This window comes from Streptomyces sp. CNS606, assembly GCF_000426325.1.
Window position 1 is genome coordinate 129343 of the sequence record NZ_AUFD01000013.1, and the last position, 20268, is coordinate 149610.

Sequence of the window (20268 nt, forward strand, 5' to 3'; positions counted from 1 at the left end):
GCCTCATGGGAAGGGGCGTGTCAGGGAGCTAGGACGACGCCTCCCGGCGGGCGTGGTCCTCGACCACGTCGGAGAGGTGCTGGGAGAGCAGGCCGGCCACCGGAAGCCGCAGACCGGTGTCCCGGGCGGCGGCGACCACGTCCCACAGGTCCTTGCTCCACGAACGTTCGCTCACCGGCGTGCCCACGCGGTCGTAGTCGGCGGCCATCCGGTCGAAGAAGCCCCAGTTGCGGGCCACCCAGGAGTCGCCGAGGCCGGTGCTGGCGATCTCCAGCACGTCGTCCTCCGGCACTCCGCAGGCGGCGGCCAGGGCGAGGGCCTCGTGCGCGCCGGCCAGGGCGCTGAACATCATCAGCTGGTTGGCGAGCTTGGCGGCCGAGCCGGCGCCGGACGGCCCGACGTGCAGCACGTGCGAGCCGACCGCCTCCAGCAGGGGCCGGGCCCGGGCGACGTGATCCTCCTCACCGCCCACCATGACGGTGAGGTCGCCGGTGCCGGCGCGTTCGGGGCCGCCGCTCACCGGCGCGTCCAGCACGCCGACGCCGTGCCGGGCGCCCTCCTCGGCGAGGGTGACGGCCGTGCGCGGCAGCACCGTGCTGTGCAGGACGACGACGGAGCCGGGCGCCATGCGGGCCAGCACGCCGTCGCGCCCGCTCAGCACACCGTTCACCGCCGCGTCGTCGGGGACGGCCAGCACGAGCAGGTCGCGGTCGGCGAGTCCGGTGGGGGAGCCGGCTTCGGCGGCCCCGGCCCGGACGCACTCCGCGACGCGCTCCGCGGCGGGGTCGAAGACCGTCACCGGCCAGTCGCCGCGCAGCAGGGTGCGTACGAGGGGCAGGCCCAGATTGCCGAGGCCGACGAATCCGACGTTCATGTCAGCTGATCGTTCCTTCCAGGAGGTGGGCGGAGCGCCGCGACCGGCGCATCCGGAGGACGGAGTACCCCGCCAGTGCGGCCACCACCAGCGCCATGGGCGGGAAGGTGAACGCCCCGACCACGCTCACCGCCAGGCCGAAGACGGCGATGGTGCGCCAGGTGCGGTGGTTGCGGTCGTGCACGGCCGCCGCCGCGCGCACGGCCTCGGTGGGCGGGGGCGCGGCCGAGGCAGGCGGCGTGGTGCGGGGCGCGCGGGCACCGAACGCCAGGGCGATCAGGGCGAGGAGGGCGAAGAGCGCCGCGAGGCCGTACGCCTGCTCGCTGAAGCGCAGGACGGACAGCAGCACCAGGCACGCGGCCGCGACGGCACTTCCGGGACGGATCGTCATCGTCGTTCTCCCTACGCGAAGAGCTGCCAGGTCGAGACGCAGCCGAGGAAGGCCAGGAAGAGACCCGAGAGGATCACCCACCAGCGTGCCGCGGTGCCGAGCCGGTACTGCTTGGGCAGTACCTTCTTCTCCGTCCACACCAGGGCCAGGCAGAACACGCCGCTCATCAGCAGGCCGCCGAGGACCGACGCCGGGGTGACGATGACGACGACCTCGCCGATCGTCCACACCAGCAGCAGCGAGGCGGCGAGCAGGTAGACGTACAGGTACGGGCGGACGGCACGCTGCCCGGCCAGGCGCACCTTCTCCGACACTGCGCCGAGGCTTTCGTAGGCGGTGTAGCTGTACATCTCCCAGAAGGCGTACAGCGAGCCGAAGAAGGCGAAGAAGACGGCGACGAAGTACAGGTACTCGAACATGGGGTGGACGGCGGTGAGGAACCCGGCCTGGTGGGTGAGGGTCTGCTGCCCGTCGGGCACCTTGCGGGACTCCGACAGCAGCGACGCGCCGTTCATCATGAACATGATGGCGAAGACGGTGATCGCGGAGAAGGACAGGAGCGCGTCGCCCATCGGCGCACGGGACCAGGCCCGGGCCTTCTGCGCCTCCTCCGGGTCGGCGGACAGCGGCAGTTGCCTGCCGCCGCGCCCGGCGTCCTCGTAGCGCTCGCTGAAGGCGTGCACCTGACGGTGGGCGAGCAGGCCCCACTTCTTCTCACGGAGCATGCCGGTGTAGCCGATGTAGTCGTACGTGCCGCCGCCGATCGCGCCGAGGTAGGCACCGATCTCCAGCCATACCGAACGCTCCGCGATCTCCGGGTAGTCGGCCTGGAGCCAGCCGGCGTATTCGGGAACGCTCGGGAAGAAACCTTTCAGCGCGCCCAGCCAGTCCGGTTGCAGCACCACCACGCTGATCGCGACGGCGAGCAGCATGAAGCCGACGATGACGGTCTGCGCCATCTCCAGCTTCGCGTAGCCGCCCACCCACGACAGGACGGCGGACAGGACGATCAGCAGGGACGCCCACAGCGCCCCGGTGCCGACGCCGGTCTCGGCGATCAGGTCGCCGATGCCCAGGCCCAGGCCGCTGACCCAGGAGGGGATCACCGCGATCGAGGTGGCGCCGAAGACGAGGGGGAACCAGCCGCGCGGGCCGGGGAAGACCGTCGCCCAGCGGGTCATCGGGTGTTCGCCGGCCACGACCATGTAGCGGTTCATCGAGTACGCCAGCGCGGCCTTGGTGACGGCGGCGACGACGAACGCCCAGATGAGCGTGTAGCCGAATATGGAGCCGCCGCGCGAGGCGAAGATCATCTCGCCGCTGCCGATGTTGGCGGAGGCGATGATCGCGCCGGGGCCGAGGACGCCGACCGCTCCCACCAGGGTGAGGCGTCTACGCAGTCGTGGCGGCGGTTCGGGATAGGTGAGGGTCTCGCCGGCGGCGGTCGCCTGCTGGTCCGTCATCAGGCATCACTCCGTGGTGCGGGTCGGTGCGGGTCTGCGGTGGCGGTGGTCAGTTCCCGGGCGCCGTCCAGCTCCATGCGGTGGAGCTTGGCGACGCGCCGGCGGAAGTGCTCCTCGGTGCTGAAGGTGGCGTTCAGATAGCTGCGCAGGACCTCCTCGGCCGTGACCGGGCCGATGATCCAGGCGCCCATGGCGAGCACGTTGACGTCGTCGTGCTCGACGCTCTGGTGGGCGCAGAAAGTGTCGTGGCACAGGGCCGCGCGGATGCCGGGGATCTTGTTGGCGGCGATGCACGCGCCGACGCCCGTCCCGCAGAGCAGCACGCCGCGGTCCGCCTCCCCGCGCCGGACCGGGTCGCACACCAGGCGGGTGATGTCGGGGAAGTCGACCGGGTCCGCGGTGTGCGTGCCGACGTCGGTCACCTCGACGCCCATCCGGTCCAGTACCTCCTTGACGTGGTCCTTGAGGCCGAGACCGCAGTGGTCGTTGCCCAGGGTGATGCGCATTCAGGATCCTTCCGGCGAGGGGGTGCTGCGGATGCTGCGGACTTCGTCGTGCCGGGGCGTGGCCTCCTGGGCCCCCGGGCGGGTGACGGCGAGGGAGGCCGCGAGGACCGCCGTGGTGATCGCCGCGTGCGGGTCGGCTCCCCGGGCGAGGTCGGCGGCGAGGTAGCCGGCGAAGGCGTCCCCGGCTCCCACGGTGTCGGTGGCCTCCACCCGTGGTGCGGGAAAGACCTCCGGCGCGCCGCCCCGCGTGGCCAGGGCGCCGCGGGCGCCGAGAGTGGCGACGACGAGGCAGCCGTTGCGAGCGGCCAGTGCGCGGGCCGCCCCCTCGGCGGAGTCCGCCCCCGGCTCGCCCCCGGTCCCGGTCCCGGCGGAGGCCAGCAGGCGGGCCTCGTGCTCGTTGACCAGCAGCACGTCGAGTTCCGGCAGCGGCAGGCCGAGTGCGTCCGGCGGCGGCGCGGGCGCCGCGTTGAGCACCACCGTCGCACCGCGGGCCGCCGCCAGCCGTCCGGCCCGGCGCACCACGCCGAGCGGCACCTCGCACTGCAGCAGCAGCACGTCGCCGGGGCCGAGCCGGTCGCAGGCGGCGGCCGTGTCCTCGTCCCCGAGGTGCCCGTTGGCGCCGGTCGTGACGGCGATCATGTTCTCGCCGCCGTCCTCGACGAGGATCGTGGCCGTTCCGGTGGGCACGTCCGCCCGCCGCCGGACGGCGGTGGTGTCCACGCCCTCCCGGGCCAGCGCCCGCAGCAGCAGGTCCCCGCCCTCGTCGGTGCCGACGGCGCCGACCATCCGGACCGTCGCGCCCGCGCGGGCGCACGCCACCGCCTGGTTGGCGCCCTTTCCGCCCGGCAGCCGGTGCAGCCGCCCGCCGGCGACGGTCTCGCCGCGTCCGGGCAGCCGCGGCACGCTCGTGACGAGGTCGACGTTCAGGCTGCCGAGCACGGTCACGGAGCCCATCAGCGCACCTCCGTACGGCGGTGGCGTGCGGTGGTCTGCCGCCGCACGATGTGCACGTCGAGCACCTCGCTCGCCGGCTGTCCGTCGTTCATGGCGCTCCCGATGAGCAGGGCGGCCGCCCTGCGGCCGAGGGTCTGGATCGGCTGGTGAACGGTCGTCAGACCGGGCCGCAGGTACGACGCCAGGTGGATGTCGTCGAAGCCGACGACGCTCACCTCGTCAGGCACGGCGAGGCCGACGTTCTCCAGGGCGCGCAGCGCCCCGATGGCCATCAGGTCGTTGCCGCAGAACACGGCCGTGAACGGGCGCCGGCGGCGGCGCAGCGCGCGCAGCCCGTCGTAGCCGCCCTCCTCCAGGAAGCCGCCCTCGACGACCAGGGACGCGTCGTACGGCAGCCCGGCCTCCTCCAGCGCCTCCCGGTAGCCGTCGTGCCGGTCCTGGGCGACGGAGAGGTGGGCGGGGCCGCGGACGTGCGCGATCCGCTCGTGGCCCAGCTCTATGAGGTGTTCGGTCGCCAGCCGTCCGCCGCGCCGGTGGTCGCTGCGCACCACCCGGGAGCCGTCGACGGTCGTGTCCCGGTCCACGGCGACGACCGGCAGCCCGGCGAGGGCCGCGTCCAGCTGCTCGCTCGCGGCCAGCCCGCCGACCAGGACCACCCCGTCCACCCGCTTGCGCCGCAGGTGCAGCAGCTCCTGCACGGCGATCTCGCTGTCCTCGGAGGTCTGGCAGAGCAGCAGCAGCTTCTGGTGCGCGGTGGCGACCTCCTGCACGCCCTTGACGAGTTCGGGGAAGAAGGGGTTGGTGATGTCGGGGACGAGCACCGCGATCGTGCCGGTCGCCTTGCCGTGCAGGCTGCGGGCCAGGTCGTTCGGCTCGTAGCCCAGCCGGCGGGCGGCGTTCAGCACCCGTTCGCGGGTCGCGCGTCCCACCCGGCCGCTCTCGTTGAGCGCCCGGGAGACGGTGGTGATGGAGACGCCGGCTTCGGCGGCGACGTCCCGGATGGTCACCACGTGCGGTGCACCGGGAGGGGCGTGGGGAACCCGGCGGTTGGACAATCGTTTGCGCAGAAAGTCCGGGGATCTTGGTCAAACGTTTGCATGCGGAGAAGCTAGAGTCCCCGCCCATCGCCGTCAAGACTTCCGTCCGCGGGGTTACCGCCTCGTGAGGTTGCCGTCAGCGAGCCGGCCGGGGACCCGGCGCGACGCCTGCCGCACGTGCCACCGCGGCCGCGCTCGCCCGCAGGCCCCGGGCCGCGGCCTCGTCGTGGGCGGGTACGCAGCGGTCGCGCGCCGGATCGTACGCCGTGCCCAGCACGCCCGCGTGGTCCGCGTCCGGCTCGGTCAGGGCGACCTCGTGGCCGTGCGCCGCGAGCACGTCCCGGAAGCGGCGCGACTCCTCCGGCGGCACGGTCACGTCGCCGGCGCCGTGCACGAGCTCGACGGGGCCGGCGGGGAGCGCCGCACCCGCCGACACCTCCGCCACCGCGGAGCGGGGCATGCCCAACTCCGGCTTGCCCACGGTGTACCGGCCGGCGATGCCGACGAACGCGGTCGGCCGCCACCCGCCGACCCGCTCGGGCCGCAACGTCACGCCGGCCCCGGCGAGCGCCCCCAGCGACCACCCGGCCAGCACGATCCGGTTCGCGTCGCCGCCGTAGGTCTCCGCGTGCTCCCGCGTGAAGCGGACCGACTCCGACAGGTGGGCCCAGCCGCCGTCGGGGGCGTCCGGACGCCAGTCCGGCACGGCGACGAGCAGACCGTGCGCGGCGATCGCGCCCGCGAGCGGCGCGAGGACGTCCCGCTCGTCCGGTCCGCGTCCGTGCCACAGCAGCACCACCGGCACCGGCGAGGACGTCCGGACCGGACGGTGAACGTCCAGCGCCTTCCCGCTCGGTCCGTACACGACGCCCTGCCGCACCTCTGCCGTCGCACTCATGCGGGCGAAGCTACCAGTGTCCGCGGGTGGTTCGGGTCGCGGTGCCCCGGGGCGTGCCCCGTCAGCCGTGCACCGGCAGCGGGTCGGTGAAGTGCCACGGCCCGGCCAGGAGCCGGTCCACCGCTTCGACGGCGGCGCACAGCCGCCGTTCGTGCGGGCCGGCGAGGAGCACGTACGGGAGGTCGCGCGAGGTCAGTTCGGCGCGGAAGCGGGCAGTCATCCAGGCGCGCAGATGCGCGCCGTCGCGGAGGCCGTCGTCCTCGAAGGGCACGCCCGTGTGGTCGGTGAGCAGCCACAGGTCGTGGTCGCTGCGGGCGGCGACGGCGGCCACCCGCGGATCGCGGTGACCGAGGTACCGCTCGTGCCAGACGGTGGTGGCCAGCGCGTCGGTGTCGCAGAAGAGGACGGGGGAGCCGGTGCGCGCGGCGCTCTCCTCGTCGGCGAGCTGGCGCTCGGCGACGGCGACGAACTCGTCCGAGTGCCACGGGACGTCGGCGAATCCGGCGCCGGGGCGGGCGGCGCGGAGGCGGGCGAACTTCTCCTCGCTGTACCGGCGCCCGTACTCCGGAACCCACCGGGTGTCCGCCCAGACGCCGCCCCGGGCCCGGAAGTGCGCGGCGAGGGCGCGCGCCAGCGTGGTCGTGCCGGTGGACTCGGCGCCGACGACGACCACGCGGCGGGCCAGTGCCGCACGGACGGGCCCGGCGAGGTGGTGCCAGTTGCCCACCGGGTCCTTGCGCACGGCCGTTCCCGAGACGGGGTGCGTGGTGCGGTCGAGGTCCACGGTCACGGCCGCGGCGCCGAAGCGGCGGCCGAGCTCGGCGCCGTACGGCTCGGAGGTGAAGACCGCGTCCACCGGCTCGGGCACGGCGGCTCGGAAGACGGCCATGTGCGCGTCCCAGACCGCGTCGTCGGTGTAGTCGACGGGCACGTCGTCGACCGCGCCGACGATCCGCACGTGCGGATCGGGGTGCACCTCGCGCATCCAGGCCACGCGGCGGGCCAGGGGGACCGACTCCACGGACGACGCGCACACGAGCACGGTCAGCCGCCTGCAGCGCGCGGCGGCCGTGCGCACGAGGTGGTGGTGGCCGGCGTGCGGCGGGTAGAACTTGCCCAGCACCAGCCCGTGCGCGAACTCCCCTGCGGCGCCCCGGGTCACGCCGCCGCCCCGAGCGGCGCGGCCGGGGCGGGGCCCGTCCGGGCCGCGGTCCACTCGGCACGCCAGCTGCGCAGGCCGACGACGCACAGGATCATGAAGCCGACGTACAGCAGCGCGGTGAGGTGGAGGCCCTTGTAGGCGTAGAGCGGGACGTAGACGACGTCGGCCGCGATCCACAGGTACCAGGACTCCAGCTTCTTCCGGCACTGCCCGTAGGTGGCGGCCAGTGAGAGCGCGGTGGTCAGGGCGTCCCAGAACGGCACGGTGGAGTCGGTCGAACGGGCCAGCCACAGCGTGAGCAGCGCGGTGACCGCGAGCGTCGCGGGTGCCAGCACCCACCAGGTACGGGCGTCGGTGCGGCTCACCGGCAGCCGTCCGGCCGCCGCCTCCGGCCCGCCCCGCAGCCAGGCCCACCAGCCGTACAGGGCGAGGGCGATGTAGACGACCTGGAGTCCCGCGTCGGCGTACAGGCCGGCTCCGGCGAACAGCAGGATGAAGAACAGGTTGTTGGCGATGCCGATCGGCCAGTTGGCGATGTGCTGCCGGGCGACGAGCCACACGCACAGCGCGCCGCTGCCGAAGCCGAGCACCTCGACCCAGCTGACGGGGGTGTCCAGCAGAGTGAAGAGGGGCTGCTGGAGCGGGGCGAGCAGGTCCGCGACGTCCACGCGTCGACCTCCTTAAATGTCACAGTGACGATAACGGGGTCCGGGGGGCGCGGCAAGGGGATTCCGGCAGCGGCCACAACCTCCCGGGGTGTTCGGCCGTCACCTCGTCATCACACTGCCGACACAATGTCGCCACCGAGTGCGGGGAGTCGCAGATGACACATCCCTATGCGGGCGGAACGGGCGGAACGGGTGGGCGGGGAGGGCCGTTCGGGCCGCCGCCGGTTCGGGCGGGCGGCCGGCCCGGCGCGAACGGCCCGATGCGGCGCCGGGCGAAGTTCTGGGTCGTGGTCGCGGGCGTCTGGTTCGGCACCTTCTCCTGCACCGGGCTGCTGATGGCCGCCGGCGAGGAGGGGCAGGGGAGCGGAGGCGACGCCGGGGCGGCGACCGTCGAGGCCGGACCGACGGTCACCGCCACGGCGACGGTCACCGCGGAGCCCGAACCCGCGCCCACCGTCACCGCGACCCGGACGAAGAAGGTCGAGGTGAAGGTGACCGAGACGGTCCGGGAGGAGGCGGCCGTCGCCCCGCCCGCCGACGACGGCGGCGCCGGGCTTCCGGCGGCGCCCGGCCCCGGCCCGGACGTCGACTGCTCGGACCTGCCGGGTCCCGTCGTGGTCGGGCCCGGCGACCCGCACGACCTGGACCGGGACGGCGACGGGATCGGCTGCGACTGAACACACCCGCCGCGCAGGACCGGGTAGAAGCATCTGATGATCCGCAGAGATGTTCGTCCGACTCCACGCGCGGGTGGTGATCGTCACCCGAAAGAGTGGCGGTGAGGGCGGATGCCCCTCCGGGAGCGGCCGGGCCGCGAAGCATGCGTGGTGGCCGGGGTCAACCGGCCCTCACGGCAACGGACTTCGTCGTCCGATGGAGTCCGGCGCCGCGCGCGTTCCCGCGCATCAAGCGATTTCTGCGAAAGGACTGTGCAGCATGACACGTCTGGCGAAGGCCGCCTCCATCGCCGTTGCCTCCGGCGCCGTGATCCTCGCCGGCGCCGGAGGCGCCGTCGCGGACAGCGGCACGCAGGGCGCGGCCGTCGGCTCGCCCGGTGTGCTGTCCGGCAACGTCGTCCAGGTCCCGATCCACATCCCGGTCAACGTCTGCGGCAACACCGTCAGCGTGATCGGCCTGCTGAACCCCGCGTTCGGCAACGTGTGCGTCAACGGCGGCCACGACGACGGCGGCAGCTACTGACCGTCCCCTCGCGGGACGAACGACCCGGGCGGGGCGCCGGTGACGACCGGCGCCCCGCCCGGGGCCGTGCTGGGGGGAGAGAGCCGGAGGCTCAGTCCCGCGCGGTGCGCTGCTCGATCCCGTCGCGCAGCGCGCCCTGCGCCTCCCGTGCCGCCGGCATCCCGGACAGGCGGGGCAGGAGCTGGGCCGTGAGCAGCGTGGTGAGCGCCGAGGAGTCGGAGCCGCCGCCGTCCGGCCCGTCGGTGCGGACCACGATCGGCTGCGGAGCCGAACCGGCCAGCGTCGCCCCGACGTCCAGCCGCCGCCGCGCCAGTTCGTACTGGAGCACCGCCCGGTTGTCCCGGTACGCCTGCGCCAGCCGGCGCTGCGCACGGGCCTCGTTCTCCGCCGAGATCAGCCCGCTGCGGCCGCGCGTCTCGATCTCGAAGCGGACCTTCTGCGCCTCCGTCTCCTGCTCCTCCAGAAGCTGCGCCACCTGCTCGCGCGCCTGGTTGAGGGCGGCCTTGACCTCGACGATGCGCGCGTCGCGCACCTTCTTCGCCCGCTCGATGTCCATGCCGAGCGCGTCGATGCGGCGCTTGCGGGTGAGGCCCCACTCCTGCTCGTACGCCGTCCGCTCCTTGGCGACCCGCTCCTTGGTCGACAGGTGCTGCTGATACTGCGTCGGGAGCTGCACGTCCGGGATGTTGCTGCCGGTGATGCGCACGCCGTAGCGGTCCAGCTGACGGTTCAGCAGGTCCTGCATGTCAGCCACGTCCGAGCCGCGCAGGTCGTACGCCCGCTCGGTCTGCACCTGGCGGCCGCGCTGCCGGATGGCGTCCTGCACCGCGCTGGACAGCACCAGGTCGAAGTTGCCGGCGCCGATGCTCCGCACGAACAGCACCGCGTCGGTGATGCGGAACTTCAGGAAGAACTCGATGGACCGCAGCGGCACGTTCTCCCGCGTCGGGCAGGCGACGACCGGCGCCGAGTACGGGATCTCCGTCGCGGTGTCCACCACGAAGTCCACCCGCTCCCACGGGTGCCACAGGTAGTGGCGGCCCGGGTCCAGCGTGCTCACGATGGCGCCGTAGCGGGTGAGGATGCCGTTGGTGCCCTGCTCGATCTCCACGATCGACGAGCGCCACCACCACAGCCCGCCCGCGAGCAGGAAGAAGACGCCGAGCACGTACGCCAGGGTGGCCAGCGCCCCGAACGCGACGTCTCCGGCGCCGCTGTCCGCGTCCTGGAGGCTCAGCATGACGCCCGCCAGCAGGGAGAAGACGCCGAGCCACACGGGCAGCATCCACCACACCCGACGCAGGTGACGGGGGATGATGACCGGCACGATGGTGCCGGCCTCGCCGCCGCGCAGGAGCCGCGGCACGTCGCTCCAGGGAGCGACCTCTTCGGTGATGACCGACCTGCGGTTGTGCGTGGCGCTCATTCCGCCCCCTCCTCGGTGCGCGCTTCGGCCGTGCCGCCGGCCGGGACACCGGATACGTCCTGCGTGTCGTCCGCGACGGCGGCCGTCGGGTCCGTCTCACCCGGCACGGTGGGCCGCTCGGCCTCCCGCAGCGCCTGGATCTCCGGCTCGCGCTCGGCGATCCGCGCCGAGACCTCCTCCAGCCGGGCCCGCACGGCGGCCATGTCCGCCTCGGAGAACAGCTCCGTGCCGTGCTCGCCGACCATCTCCCGGGCCAGCGCCAGGAAGTCGACCCCGGCCGCGCCGTCACCCGTGCCGGCGCCCGGCCCGCCGATGCGGACCAGTCGCGGCAGGTGGTCGGCGACCTCCTCCAGCGTGTCCAGGATCTGCTGCTGGTAGCGGTACTCCAGGATCTCCGGCGCCTCCGACGCGGTCACCGCGCGGATGTCCAGCGCCTGCGCCTCCAGCAGCGCCGCGTTCGCCTTCGCCTCCGACTCGGCCTGCACGTACCGCTGCCGGGCCAGCGCCTGGGCCCGGTTGGTCTCGCGCTCGACGGCGGTGTCCATCTGCGCCTGGTACTGCGCGATCTCCGCCTGGATGCCGGACAGCGTCTCGTGACGGGTGGCCAGTTCCTTGCTCAGGTCGCCCTCGTCCTGCTCCTTGCGGAGCTGGAGCGCGTACTCGTGGGTGTAGGCGTCCTTGGCCATCCGCACCATCTCCGGCGCGGCCAGGTGCATCCGGTAGCCCTGGTCGGACGGTTCGGCGTGCGTGATGTTGGCGTTCGTCAGCTCCACGGCGGGCAGGAACTGGTTGTTCAGCTGCTCCAGCAGCCGCCCGGTGTCCTCGCCGACCATGTCGTAGATGCCCGCGGCCTCCTGCTCGTAGATGAGGCTGCGGATGGTCTCGCTGACCGCGTTGTTCAGCTTCTCCTCGAAGCCGCGCACGGCGCCCAGGGTGTAGACGAACTCCTGCGGGTCCCGGATGCGGAACTGGATGAAGAGGTCGATCGACGCCTTCACGCCGCCCCGCGTCGGAGCCTCCCGCACCGGCGCGTTGAACGGGTACTCGCGGGTCGTGTTGACGATGTACGACACCCGCTTGAACGGGCTGATCAGCACGACCCGTCCCGGGCCGACGACCTTCTCCAGCTTGCCGAAGCGGGTGATCAGCGCCTGGCTGCCGTCCGGCACCATCACCATGCCCTGCCGCCACCAGACGAACGCCACCGCGGCCACCGACATGACCCAGTAGTGCAGCCCGAAGAGCGGGTGCGTCAGCGTGCCGACGCCGGTCGCGCCCGACGTGGCCGCCGCGATCGACGTGCCGATGACGCCGAGGACCAGCAGCAGCGACACGGGCAGCATGCTGAGGAACGACCGGCCGCGCGGGATCACCATCGGGCAGATGGCGTGCACCTTCCGCCGTCCGTCGCGCTCCTGCCGGCTGCGGTTGAGCGCCTCGCCCGCCTCGTCCAGCGGCACGGTCTGCTCGGACATCACGGTGTCGATGTCGCCGCCCTGCTCCCGCGCCGCCGGGAAGTCGGCCGGGTCGATGCTGTCCTCCTGGAGCAGCTCCTCCCGGCTCCCGGACGCGCCCCGGCTCAGCCTGCCGGCGGCTCCGCTCCCGCTCTCCGCCGCATCACCCGCGTGCTGCCGCAACGCGTCCTCCGCGACGGAGCGCGGATCGGCTCCGCCCGCCACCGCCTGGGCGGCTCTGCGTAGGTTCTGGCCACGTGAAGCCACGAACATCCCCCTGTCTCACGTCTGCGTCTTCGGCCCTCCATCCCACACCATGCTCCGGACCTGCGGAAAGCCGGGCACGCCGATCGTGACGCGACCGGTACGGGTGGCCTGCGCGGGATGCGTGTTGACACCCGGCCCTTCGTTCGGTTGGTTGGACGCCGCCGCTGCCGCGCACGGCGGCGGACACGGCACAGCGAGAACTCACACGGGGGGCGGCGCCATGAGCGACCCGGGCATGCAACAGGGCGGAGTCGGGGCGACGGCGGCCGACTTCCCGCCGACCGCGCAGTCGTTGAAGACGGCGCTCCGCGCCTGGACGGCGGTGCTCGCCGCCGCCCCGCTGTTCGCGGCCCTGGGCGTGCTGCTCCTGGCCATGGACGGCGATTACGGCTTCTACCTCGTCACCTTCGGCGTGGGCGTGACCGTCGGCGCTCTCGTGTGGCTCTCGTACGCGCGGAAGATGCGTACGGCGCTGCAGCGCGGCCCCTGGGCGGCCTGCCGGGCGACGACGGTCAGCTCGGGCCTCAACAACCCGACGGTGGTGGTCCAGGACCCCGGCACGGCGGAGCTGCGGGTCTACGTGGCGCGCACGGCCCTGTGGTCCATGGACTGGGCGGACCCCGGGCCCGCCGGGGTGCTGTGGTGGGCCGCCCACCCCGAGGGCGGCGCCGTCGTGTGCCGGCCGGGTGGCACCAGCCTCGTGTGGGTGAAGCCGCTGCGCGCGGGCCGGAAGAGGGACGCCGGGCTGGCGCAGGCGGCCCAGCGCGGCCTGATGCAGCAGCCCGGAGGGCAGCCGCAGGGGTGGGGCGGCCAGCCCCAGCAGCACCCGCAGGCTCCGCACCCGCAGGCTCCGTATCCGCAGCATCAGCCCCCGCAGCAGCAGCCGGGGTGGACGCCGGCGCCCGGCGGCCAGGGCGGGCCGGGTTGGGGGCAGCAGCCCCCGGCGGCGCAGCCGCCGCACCCGCAGCAGCAGCCGGGCTGGGGGCCGCCGCCGCAGGCTCCGCAGCCGGGGCACGGGCCCTACCCGGGCCAGGGCCAGGGCGGCCACCCGGGCCAGGGGCCCGGCGGCGGGTGGTGATCCGCGCATTCGGGGTCTGGCACGACTCGTGGCCTGACACGACGCCGCCCGGCGCGCCCCGGGAGGGGCGGCGCCGGGCGGCGTGCGGGGTGGGGGTGTCTCAGAGGGAGACGCCGTTGGCCCGCAGGTACTGGACCGGGTCGATGTCCGAGCCGTAGTCCGGACCGGTGCGCACCTCGAAGTGCAGGTGCGGGCCGGTGCTGTTGCCGGTGGAGCCGACGGCCCCGATCTGTTGGCCGGCGCTGACGCTCTCGCCCGCCGAGACGGACAGCGAGGACAGGTGGCCGTACTGGCTGTACCGGCCGTCCTCGTGCTGGATGACGACCTGGTTGCCGTACGAACCGGCCCAGCCCGCGGAGACGACCGTGCCGTTGGCGACGGACTTCACCGTGGTGCCGGTGGAGGCGGCGAAGTCCACACCGGTGTGGTAGCCGCTGGACCAGCTGGCGCCGGTCTGGTGGTACGGGGTGCTCGTGGCGGCCTCGACCGGGGCGGAGAAGCCGCTGGCGGCGCTCTCGGCCTCGGAGGTGTCCGCGGACTCCGCGGCGGCGGAGCTGCCGGAGTCCTGCTTCGGCGCCGGAGCCTTCTTCTCGGTCTTCTCGGGCTTCTCGGCGGTGTCCTTCTTCGGCGCCTCGCTCTGCGTGGCGCCGGCGGCGGAGCCGTTCAGGCTGAGCTCCTGGCCCGGGTAGATCAGGTCCGGGTTGCCGCCGATGACCTCGCGGTTGCCGTCGTAGACGGTGTTCCAGCCGCCGTCCACGTCGTGCGCGTTGGCGATCTTGAACAGGGTGTCGCCGCTGACCACGGTGTAGCTCTCGGTCTTGGCGTCCTTCGGGGCCTTCGTGTCCTGGGCACCGGTGTCGGCCTTCGGGGCGGCCTGCTTCGGGGCCTCGGCGGTCTCGGCCTTCGAGGCGGCGGCGTCCTCGCCACCGCCGTTCGGGTCGATCTGCGGGTCGCCGCTGTTCTGCTGCAGGCCGGCCTGCGGGCCGCAGTTGGGCCAGGCGCCCGGGCCCTGGAGGGCGAGCAGCTTCTCGGCGGCGGCTATCTGCTGGTCCTTGGTGGCGAGGTCGGCGCGGGCCGCGAACTCGGTGCCGCCGGCGGCCTCCCAGCTGGACTGGGTGAACTGCAGGCCGCCGTAGAAGCCGTTACCGGTGTTGATGCTCCAGTTGCCGGTGGACTCGCACTGGGCGACCTTGTCCCAGGTGTCCACGGAGGCGGCCTGGGCGCCGCCGGCGGTCACGAGCGGAAGGGCGATGCCGGCGCCGCCCGCGGTCAGGGCGAGAGCGGTGGCGCGGCGGGTGAAACGCTGCGTCTTGGAGCGACGATGACGTCCGCGTGCAGACATGGCTGTGGTCCTCTCCTACGCCTGCGAGGTGAGCTGTCGGGTTCGGGCTGGAGTTGCCCGGTCGCCTGTGCGAGCGCATGAGCGGCACTCGCTGCGACTTCACCCCAAGCCGTCCGGTGCGTGACGTACCGGCGCGGCACTTACCTTGGGTCCCCCACTCCTGCCGTTCGTGGGTCACGGGTGGCTCCTGGTCCGGGCGGCAGGACTCGGCGTCCCGGCTCAGGGCCGCCGCACGAGCGCGGCGGCGGAGGGAACCAAAACACAGGGGTTCGGATTGCGGCAAGAAAGTCGGGTTTACGGACGGTCTTCACGCGGGCTTCACGCCACTCCGACACGACTGTGTGCTGCTGTCCGTTTTCGCTGAGTTGTCGCGATCTTCGTGTGCCGAGTGCTCAACTCGACGCTATGGACGGGAAGTTGAGGGAGCCCCGAATTTCGCCCCGGCGCGCCGCGCGCCCCGCCGAGGCCGTGCTGTTATTCGCGTCACGCCGCGAGGAACAGAGCGCCAATATCCGTCCCGAAACGCCAAATCGGACGTAACGGTCTTCTCTGCGGTAATACGTCGATCTCGTGCGGGTCTCAGTCCCGTCCGGTCCGGGGCGGCGTGGTGCCGGGGAGGCGGTACCGGCGCTCCGGGCGACCCGTGGTGCCGTACCGCAGGGACACCTCGGCCTCGCCGCCGGCCGCGAAGTGCTCCAGATAGCGCCGCGCGCTCACCCGGGAGAGTCCGCTCAGCTCCGCGCACTCGGCCGCCGAGAGGTCCCCCGGCGCCTCCTTCAGTGCCCGCCGCACGAGCGCCGCGGTCTGCGCGGTCAGCCCTTTGGGGAGGGCCGGTCGCTCGCGCGGCGGCGCGGCGGCTCGCGCGTCCCCGGCGGGGGAGCCGAAGACCCGGTCGACCTCCGCCTGCCCGGCCTCGCCCGCCGCCGCGAGTGCCGCCAGCTCGCGCCGCCGCTGCCCGTAGGCGAGCAGCCGCTCCCGCAGGGTCCTGCTCTCGAACGGCTTGACGATGTAGTGCACGGCCCCGCCGAGCTGGGCTCCGCGCACGGTCTCCACGTCGCGTGCGGCGGTGACCACCAGGACGTCCACCCCGGGTGCGGCGGGCGCGGTGTCCGTCTCCTCGCCGGGGCCGCCCCGCAGCGCGCGCAGGACGTCCAGTCCCGACATGTCCGGCAGGTAGATGTCCAGCAGCACCAGGTCCGGGCGCAGTGCGCGCACCGCCGTCAGCGCCTCGGCGCCGGTCCGGGCCTCCCCGGCGACGGCGAATCCGGGGGTCTGCTCGACCATCGCGCGGTGCAGCCGGGCGACCATGAAGTCGTCGTCCACGACGAGCACCCGCACCGTCGGCCTCTCGCCCGGTCCGTTGTGTCCCGATGTATGGTGGTGTGTCATTCCAGGGCCTCGTAGCGCACGCCCGTCAGCTCCTCGGACGCCTCCCACAGCCTCCGGGCCATCGCCGGGTCCCGCGCCCAGGGCGCCCGCCAGGCTGCGCCCGGCGCGCCGCGCAGCCCCAGCAGCCGCGGCCCCACGAAGGCTCCGGGGCCCACCTCCGCGGAGGTGGCGGCGTAGAGCGTGGCCGCCGCGCCCAGCTCGGCCGACGAACCGACGAGTGAGTTCGCGGCCCGCATCAGCCGCTCGCCGGTCCGGTCGCCCCTCAGCCGGGGCCCCTTGGTCTGCAGCTCGGTCGACGCGTATCCGGGGTGCGCGGCCGCCACGACCATGCCGTGCTCCCGGGTGCGGCGCGCCAGCTCCAGCGTGAAGAGCAGGTTCGCCGTCTTCGAGCGCCCGTACGCCGTCCAGCGCCGGTAGCCGCGCTCGCTGTTCAGGTCCGCCGGATCGATGCCCGAGACGACGTGCACGAGGCTGGAGACGTTCACGACCCGTGCGTCGCCGGCCGCCAGAAGCCGTTCCGTGAGCAGACCGGTGAGCGCGAAGTGCCCGAGGTGGTTGACCCCGAACTGCATCTCGAAGCCGTCGGCGGTCAGCGAGTGCGGGATCGCCATCAGCCCCGCGTTGTTGACCAGCAGGTGCAGCGGCTTGTCCGGCATTCCGGCCGCGAACTCGCGGATGCTGCCCAGGTCGGCCAGATCCAGCCGGCGCAGCTCCGCGTCCGCCTCCGGGACCTCCGCGAGCAGCCGCTCCAGCGCCCGTTCGCCGCGCGACCGGTTCCGGCAGCCCAGCACGACGCGCGCGCCGCGCCGGGCCAGTTCGCGGGCCGTCACATAGCCCAGACCGCTGTTCGCGCCGGTCACGACCGCGGTGCGGCCGTTCTGGTCGGGAATCCTGCGTGCCGTCCAGCCCATCGCCTGCCGCGCTCCTCGCCGTGTCGCCCTGCCGCCGTCGGCGTGCCGCTGCGCGCCGCCGTCGGCGTGCCGGCCCGGTGCGTCCGCGCCGACCTGCTGTTTCGTACCCGCCCAGGGTAGAGCGGCCGGTGGGCCACGGCGAGGGCGGCGCCGGGCGTGGCGTCAGGCGGCGGGGGCCGCCGCGGAGGCCGTGGCGGGTGCGGGCGACGTGCGCACCGGGTGGACCGGAACCGACGCGTCCGCGTCGTCCAGGCAGCGGCCCGTGGCCAGGTCGAAGCGCTGCTTCAGCAGCGGCGACGCCACGAACGGCCGCCCCGCGTCCGAACCGGTCAGACCCCGGGAGAGGACGTAGGCGCCGGTGAACGGGTCCCGGTTGCCGATCGCGTACGCCTTCCCCGCGCGGTCGGTGAACAGTGCGACCTGCGTGCCGTCCGGCAGCAGCGCCGCCACGCCGCGCCCGGGCACCAGGTCGCCGGGCCCGCACACCGGATGCCACGCGCCGCCCGCCGCCACCTCCAGCCGCTCCGCGGCGCGTGCCGGAGCGGGGGCCGAGCCGGGGGCCGTGGCGAGGGCGTGCGTGCGGTGCTCGGGAGCGAGGGTCGTGGTCATGCCGGAGTCCCTTCGAGGGTGCGGACGGGGATGTCGGGACCGGACAGCAGCGTCAGGTCCGGTTTCACCTGCTCGCGCTCCGCGACGAACCGGACCGACGGGTCCGGCGCGCCGGGCGCGTTGACGAACGACACGAAGCGCCGCAGCCGCTCGGGGTCGTTCAGCGTCTCGGCCCACTCGTCGCGGTAGCCGGCGACGTGCGCGGCCATCAGTGCCTCCAGTTCGTCGCAGAGGCCGAGCGAGTCCTCCACCACGACCTCCCGCACGTGGTCCAGGCCGCCCTCGATGCGCTCCAGCCAGGTCGAGGTGCGTTCCAGCCGGTCGGCGGTGGGGATGTAGAACATCAGGAACCGGTCGATCAGCCGGATCAGCCCGGCGTCGTCCAGGTCCTGCGCCAGCAGGTCGGCGTGCCGCGGGGTCGCGCCGCCGTTGCCGCCGACGTACAGGTTCCAGCCCTCCGCGGTCGCGATCACGCCGAAGTCCTTGCCCCTCGCCTCCGCGCACTCCCGCGCGCAGCCCGAGACGGCCGACTTCAGCTTGTGCGGCGCGCGCAGCCCCCGGTAGCGCAGCTCCAGGTCGATGGCCATCCGCACGCTGTCCTGCACGCCGTAGCGGCACCAGGTCTGCCCGACACAGGACTTCACCGTCCGCAGCGCCTTGCCGTAGGCGTGGCCGGACTCGAACCCGGCCTCCACCAGCCGCGTCCAGACCTGCGGGAGCTGGTCGACGCGGGCGCCGAACAGGTCGATCCGCTGACCACCGGTGATCTTGGTGTAGAGCCCGAAGTCGCGGGCGACCTCGCCGATGACGATCAGCTTCTCCGGGGTGATCTCCCCGCCCGGCACCCGGGGGACGATCGAGTAGGAGCCGTTGCGCTGGAGGTTGGCGAGGAAGTGGTCGTTGGTGTCCTGGAGAGCGGCCTGTTCGCCGTCCAGGACGTGGCCGTCCGCGCCGATGGAGGGCGCGAGCGAGGCGAGGATCGACGCCACGGCCGGCTTGCACACCTCGCAGCCGTCGCCGCTGCGCGCCGCCTCGCGGCCGTGCCCGTCCAGCAGCGCGGCGAACGAGGTGATCCGCAGCGTGCGCACGATCTCGTACAGCTCGGCGCGGGTGTGCGCGAAGCAGCCGCAGAGCCCCTTGTCGACGGTGACCCCCGATGCCTCCAGCTCCGCGTCCACGAGCTGCCCGAGCACCTTCACGCAGCTCCCGCAGCCGGTGCCGGCCCGGGTGCACTTCTTCACCGCCGGCAGGTCCGTGCAGCCGTGGTCGGTGACGGCGGCGCGGACGGCGCCCTTGGCGACGTTGTGGCAGTTGCAGACGACCGCGTCGTCCGGCAGCGCGGTGGGGCCCGGCGGGGGCGCCCCCGCGCCGGCCCCCGCGGGCAGCACCAGCGCCTCGGGCGGCACCGGCGGCACGCTGCCGGTCAGCGGGCGCAGCGTGCCGTACGCCTCGGCGTCGCCCACCAGCACGCCGCCGAGCAGCGTCCCGTCCGGGGCGATCACCAGCTTCCGGTAGACCCCCGCCCGGGAGTCGGAGTACACCACGTCCAGGCTGTCCTCGGCCGCGCCGTGCGGGTCGCCGAACGACGCGACGTCGACGCCCAGCAGCTTCAGCCTGGTGGAGGTGTCCGCACCGGTGAAATCCCTCCCGGAACGGCGGGAGAGCGCGTCGGCTGCCGTCTCCGCCATCTCGTAGCCGGGGGCGACCAGGCCGTAGACCACGCCGTCCACCGCCTCGGCGCACTCGCCGACCGCGAAGACCCGCGGGTCGGACGTCCGGCACGACGCGTCCACGGCCACGCCCCCGCGTTCGCCCACCTCCAGCCCGCAGGCGCGGGCCAGTTCGTCGCGCGGGCGGACCCCGGCGGAGAACACCACCATGTCGGCCGGGATCTCGGAGCCGTCCGAGAGAGCCATCGCCCGCACCGCGCCGGACTCGTCGGCCAGGATCTCCTCGCCGGCGACCCCGGTGTGCACGGCGATGTCCATCGCCTCGATCTTGCGTCGCAGTACGGCTCCGCCGCCGTCGTCGACCTGCAGGGCCATCAGGCGCGGGTGGAACTCCACCACGCGGGTGCCGATCCCCAGGCCGCGCAGCGCGCCCGCCGCCTCCAGCCCGAGCAGCCCGCCCCCGACCACGACGCCCGTCCGGGCCTTCTCCGCGTACGCCTCGAGGGCCAGCAGGTCCTCGATGGTGCGGTAGACGAAGCAGCCGTCGCTGTCCCGGCCCGGCACGGGGGGCACGAACGGATACGAGCCGGTGGCCAGCACCAGCGTGTCGTAGCGGAACGACAGTCCGCCGCGGGTGGTGACCGTACGGGTGTCTCGGTCGATGCCGGTGGCCGGTTCGCCGAGGTGCAGTTCGATGCCGTGCCGGTCCATGAACTCCGCGTCGGTCAGGGACAGGTCCTCCGGGCCGGCCCCCTCGGAGAAGTAGGCGGTCAGCCGGACCCGGTCGTACGCGGGCCGCGGCTCCTCGCACAGCACGACCACCCGGGCGGTCTCGGTCACCCCGCGGTCCGCCAGCGCCTCCAGGAAGCGCTGGCCCACCATGCCGTGACCGATCAGGACGATCGTCTCGGCGGCGTCTGCGGCCGGGGTCGGGGCCTGGGCCTCGGTGTTCTGGGTGGCGGTAGCCAT

19 protein-coding genes and 1 riboswitch are annotated in these 20268 nt (G+C 73.7%); of the genes, 3 read left to right on the forward strand and 16 right to left on the reverse strand.

Annotated elements, in window-relative coordinates; all coding sequences use genetic code 11:
- Positions 1-28: 28 nt before the first annotated feature.
- From K304_RS0111070 to pnuC, 9 genes are all read right to left on the reverse strand, one after another.
- Entirely contained in the window at positions 29-874 is an 846-nt protein-coding gene (locus K304_RS0111070) for an NAD(P)-dependent oxidoreductase (RefSeq protein ID WP_027763802.1), read from the reverse strand.
- A gap of 1 nt (position 875) precedes the next feature.
- Positions 876-1265: a hypothetical protein gene (locus K304_RS0111075; RefSeq protein WP_027763803.1), complete on the reverse strand. Its 390-nt coding sequence runs from the start codon at positions 1263-1265 to the stop codon at positions 876-878.
- 11 nt (positions 1266-1276) lie between these two features.
- Complete coding sequence (locus K304_RS28460; RefSeq protein WP_051308274.1) at positions 1277-2728, reverse strand: Nramp family divalent metal transporter; 1452 nt, start codon at positions 2726-2728, stop codon at positions 1277-1279.
- Entirely contained in the window at positions 2728-3234 is a 507-nt protein-coding gene (locus K304_RS28465; protein ID WP_051308276.1) for an RpiB/LacA/LacB family sugar-phosphate isomerase, read from the reverse strand. The genes K304_RS28460 and K304_RS28465 overlap by 1 nt, the downstream gene beginning before the upstream one ends.
- A complete protein-coding gene (locus K304_RS28470) occupies positions 3235-4188 on the reverse strand; it encodes a PfkB family carbohydrate kinase (RefSeq protein WP_037789993.1) in 954 nt (317 codons plus the stop codon).
- Positions 4188-5198: a LacI family DNA-binding transcriptional regulator gene (locus K304_RS0111095; protein WP_027763804.1), complete on the reverse strand. Its 1011-nt coding sequence runs from the start codon at positions 5196-5198 to the stop codon at positions 4188-4190. Before K304_RS0111095 ends, K304_RS28470 begins: the two co-directional genes overlap by 1 nt.
- Before the next feature lie 163 nt (positions 5199-5361).
- The gene (locus K304_RS0111100; RefSeq protein WP_027763805.1) at positions 5362-6123 is read right to left on the reverse strand and encodes an alpha/beta hydrolase; all 762 of its coding nucleotides are present in this window, start codon (positions 6121-6123) and stop codon (positions 5362-5364) included.
- A 61-nt stretch (positions 6124-6184) separates the two neighbouring features.
- Positions 6185-7285, reverse strand: a complete 1101-nt coding sequence (locus tag K304_RS0111105) for an AAA family ATPase (protein ID WP_027763806.1) — start codon at positions 7283-7285, stop codon at positions 6185-6187.
- On the reverse strand, positions 7282-7953 hold the full coding sequence (gene pnuC, locus K304_RS0111110; protein WP_027763807.1) for a nicotinamide riboside transporter PnuC: 672 nt from the start codon (positions 7951-7953) through the stop codon (positions 7282-7284). Before pnuC ends, K304_RS0111105 begins: the two co-directional genes overlap by 4 nt.
- Positions 7954-8108: 155 nt before the next feature.
- Between pnuC and K304_RS33995 the strand changes: the two genes are divergently transcribed.
- On the forward strand, positions 8109-8630 hold the full coding sequence (locus tag K304_RS33995; protein WP_486591633.1) for a hypothetical protein: 522 nt from the start codon (positions 8109-8111) through the stop codon (positions 8628-8630).
- Between the two features lie 259 nt (positions 8631-8889).
- Positions 8890-9153 (forward strand): chaplin, encoded by a 264-nt coding sequence (locus K304_RS0111120; RefSeq protein ID WP_027763809.1) that lies wholly within the window; start codon positions 8890-8892, stop codon positions 9151-9153.
- Positions 9154-9244: 91 nt separating this feature from the next.
- On the opposite strand, the gene K304_RS28475 is transcribed toward K304_RS0111120, so the two are convergent.
- Both K304_RS28475 and K304_RS28480 read right to left on the reverse strand, forming a co-directional pair.
- Positions 9245-10579 (reverse strand): SPFH domain-containing protein, encoded by a 1335-nt coding sequence (locus K304_RS28475; RefSeq protein ID WP_037789995.1) that lies wholly within the window; start codon positions 10577-10579, stop codon positions 9245-9247.
- On the reverse strand, positions 10576-12300 hold the full coding sequence (locus K304_RS28480; protein ID WP_486591634.1) for an SPFH domain-containing protein: 1725 nt from the start codon (positions 12298-12300) through the stop codon (positions 10576-10578). The genes K304_RS28475 and K304_RS28480 overlap by 4 nt, the downstream gene beginning before the upstream one ends.
- Positions 12301-12520: 220 nt before the next feature.
- Between K304_RS28480 and K304_RS32865 the strand changes: the two genes are divergently transcribed.
- Entirely contained in the window at positions 12521-13378 is an 858-nt protein-coding gene (locus tag K304_RS32865) for a hypothetical protein (RefSeq protein WP_027763810.1), read from the forward strand.
- Between the two features lie 100 nt (positions 13379-13478).
- On the opposite strand, the gene K304_RS0111140 is transcribed toward K304_RS32865, so the two are convergent.
- The 5 genes from K304_RS0111140 to nirB form a co-directional block, all read right to left on the reverse strand.
- A complete protein-coding gene (locus tag K304_RS0111140) occupies positions 13479-14720 on the reverse strand; it encodes a peptidoglycan DD-metalloendopeptidase family protein (RefSeq protein WP_027763811.1) in 1242 nt (413 codons plus the stop codon).
- A 5-nt stretch (positions 14721-14725) separates the two neighbouring features.
- Positions 14726-14912: riboswitch (cyclic di-AMP (ydaO/yuaA leader) on the reverse strand.
- Between the two features lie 387 nt (positions 14913-15299).
- Positions 15300-16109 carry a response regulator gene (locus K304_RS0111145; protein WP_051308284.1) on the reverse strand — a complete coding sequence of 270 codons (810 nt, stop codon included), beginning with the start codon at positions 16107-16109 and terminating at the stop codon, positions 15300-15302.
- The gene (locus K304_RS0111150; RefSeq protein ID WP_027763813.1) at positions 16106-17020 is read right to left on the reverse strand and encodes an oxidoreductase; all 915 of its coding nucleotides are present in this window, start codon (positions 17018-17020) and stop codon (positions 16106-16108) included. The genes K304_RS0111145 and K304_RS0111150 overlap by 4 nt, the downstream gene beginning before the upstream one ends.
- A gap of 162 nt (positions 17021-17182) precedes the next feature.
- On the reverse strand, positions 17183-17629 hold the full coding sequence (gene nirD, locus K304_RS28485; RefSeq protein WP_078528916.1) for a nitrite reductase small subunit NirD: 447 nt from the start codon (positions 17627-17629) through the stop codon (positions 17183-17185).
- Positions 17626-20268, reverse strand: a complete 2643-nt coding sequence (gene nirB, locus K304_RS28490) for a nitrite reductase large subunit NirB (RefSeq protein ID WP_037789997.1) — start codon at positions 20266-20268, stop codon at positions 17626-17628. The genes nirD and nirB overlap by 4 nt, the downstream gene beginning before the upstream one ends.

Excerpts from the sequence above, each read along its gene's own strand:
- K304_RS28460 (WP_051308274.1), bottom strand. The coding sequence starts at position 2,728 with ATGACGGACCAGCAGGCGACCGCCGCCGGCGAGACCCTCACCTATCCC.
- K304_RS0111100 (WP_027763805.1), bottom strand. The coding sequence starts at position 6,123 with ATGAGTGCGACGGCAGAGGTGCGGCAGGGCGTCGTGTACGGACCGAGC.
- K304_RS28475 (WP_037789995.1), bottom strand. The coding sequence starts at position 10,579 with ATGAGCGCCACGCACAACCGCAGGTCGGTCATCACCGAAGAGGTCGCT.
- K304_RS0111145 (WP_051308284.1), bottom strand. The coding sequence starts at position 16,109 with ATGACACACCACCATACATCGGGACACAACGGACCGGGCGAGAGGCCG.
- K304_RS28470 (WP_037789993.1), bottom strand. The coding sequence starts at position 4,188 with ATGGGCTCCGTGACCGTGCTCGGCAGCCTGAACGTCGACCTCGTCACG.
- K304_RS32865 (WP_027763810.1), top strand. The coding sequence starts at position 12,521 with ATGAGCGACCCGGGCATGCAACAGGGCGGAGTCGGGGCGACGGCGGCC.
- K304_RS33995 (WP_486591633.1), top strand. The coding sequence starts at position 8,109 with ATGACACATCCCTATGCGGGCGGAACGGGCGGAACGGGTGGGCGGGGA.
- K304_RS0111070 (WP_027763802.1), bottom strand. The coding sequence starts at position 874 with ATGAACGTCGGATTCGTCGGCCTCGGCAATCTGGGCCTGCCCCTCGTA.
- K304_RS0111140 (WP_027763811.1), bottom strand. The coding sequence starts at position 14,720 with ATGTCTGCACGCGGACGTCATCGTCGCTCCAAGACGCAGCGTTTCACC.
- K304_RS0111150 (WP_027763813.1), bottom strand. The coding sequence starts at position 17,020 with ATGGGCTGGACGGCACGCAGGATTCCCGACCAGAACGGCCGCACCGCG.
- K304_RS28465 (WP_051308276.1), bottom strand. The coding sequence starts at position 3,234 with ATGCGCATCACCCTGGGCAACGACCACTGCGGTCTCGGCCTCAAGGAC.
- K304_RS0111075 (WP_027763803.1), bottom strand. The coding sequence starts at position 1,265 with ATGACGATCCGTCCCGGAAGTGCCGTCGCGGCCGCGTGCCTGGTGCTG.
- K304_RS0111120 (WP_027763809.1), top strand. The coding sequence starts at position 8,890 with ATGACACGTCTGGCGAAGGCCGCCTCCATCGCCGTTGCCTCCGGCGCC.
- nirB (WP_037789997.1), bottom strand. The coding sequence starts at position 20,268 with ATGGCTACCGCCACCCAGAACACCGAGGCCCAGGCCCCGACCCCGGCC.
- nirD (WP_078528916.1), bottom strand. The coding sequence starts at position 17,629 with ATGACCACGACCCTCGCTCCCGAGCACCGCACGCACGCCCTCGCCACG.